The sequence below is a fragment of the Arthrobacter sp. C152 genome, from assembly GCF_054890965.1.
Map to the genome: position 1 here is coordinate 1 of NZ_JBTZSU010000086.1, position 1513 is coordinate 1513.

Sequence of the window (1513 nt, forward strand, 5' to 3'; positions counted from 1 at the left end):
TGGTGGTCTACGGCGGCACCGGCCGCGCCGTCCGCTCCTGGGCCGCGTTCGATGCCATCACCCGCACCCTGGAGACCATGGAAAAGGACGAAACCCTCCTGGTCCAGTCCGGCAAGCCTGTCGGCGTCTTCCGCACCAACGAGTGGGCCCCCCGCGTGCTGCTGGCCAACTCCAACCTGGTGGGCGACTGGGCAACCTGGCCCGAGTTCCGCCGCCTCGAGGCCGAGGGTCTGATGATGTACGGCCAGATGACGGCCGGCTCCTGGATCTACATCGGCACCCAGGGCATCCTGCAGGGCACCTTCGAAACCTTCGCGGCGATCGCCCGGAAGCTCACCGGTGATCAGGACGGCACCCTCGCCGGCACCCTGACCCTGACCGGCGGCTGCGGCGGCATGGGCGGCGCCCAGCCGCTCGCCGTCACCCTGAACGACGGCGCCTGCCTGATCGTCGACGTCGACGAAGCCCGCCTGCGCCGCCGTGCCGGCAAGCGCTACCTGGACGAGGTGGAAACGGATCTCGACGCCGCCATCGCCAAGGTGCTCAAGGCCAAGGAAGAGCGCCGCGGCTGGTCCGTGGGCTACGTGGGCAACGCCGCCGAAGTCTTCCCCGAGATCCTCCGCCGTCACAAGGCGGGCGAACTCACCGTGGACATCGTCACCGACCAGACCTCCGCCCACGATCCCCTGAGCTACCTGCCCGAAGGCATCTCCGTTGACGAATGGCACCGCGAGGCCGAGGCTGATCCGGAAGGATTCACCAAGAAGGCCCAGGCCTCCATGGCCCGGCACGTCCAGGCCATGGTGGAATTCCAGGACGCCGGCGCGGAGGTCTTCGACTACGGCAACTCCATCCGCGACGAAGCCCGCAAGGGCGGCTACGAACGCGCCTTTGAGTTCCCCGGCTTCGTCCCCGCGTACATCCGCCCGCTCTTCTGCGAAGGGCTTGGCCCGTTCCGCTGGGTTGCCCTCTCCGGCGACCCCGAGGACATCCGCGTCACCGACGAAGCGATCAAGGAGCTCTTCCCGGACAACGCGCACCTGCACCGCTGGATCGACGCCGCCCAGGAACGGGTGGAGTTCGAAGGACTCCCGGCCCGCATCTGCTGGCTCGGCTACGGCGAACGCCACAAGGCCGGACTGCTCTTCAACCAGCTCGTCAAGGACGGCAAGGTCAAGGCCCCCATCGTGATCGGCCGCGACCACCTGGACTCCGGCTCCGTCGCCTCCCCGTACCGCGAGACCGAAGCCATGGCGGACGGCTCGGACGCCATTGCCGACTGGCCCCTGCTGAATGCCCTGCTCAACACCGCCTCCGGCGCCACCTGGGTGTCCCTGCACCACGGCGGCGGCGTCGGCATCGGCCGCTCCATCCACGCCGGCCAGGTCTCCGTCGCCGACGGCACGGACCTCGCCGCGCAGAAGCTCGAACGCCTCCTCACCAACGACCCCGGCATGGGCGTCATCCGCCACGCCGACGCCGGCTACGAACGCGCCCTCGACGTCGCCAAGGA

General features: G+C 69.2%; 1 protein-coding gene. It reads left to right on the plus strand.

All coding sequences use genetic code 11. The annotated features are described in order from the left end of the window. Positions 1-1513: urocanate hydratase (locus ACYSM9_RS21805; RefSeq protein ID WP_461859033.1), on the plus strand; the 1513-nt coding region annotated here is incomplete at both ends.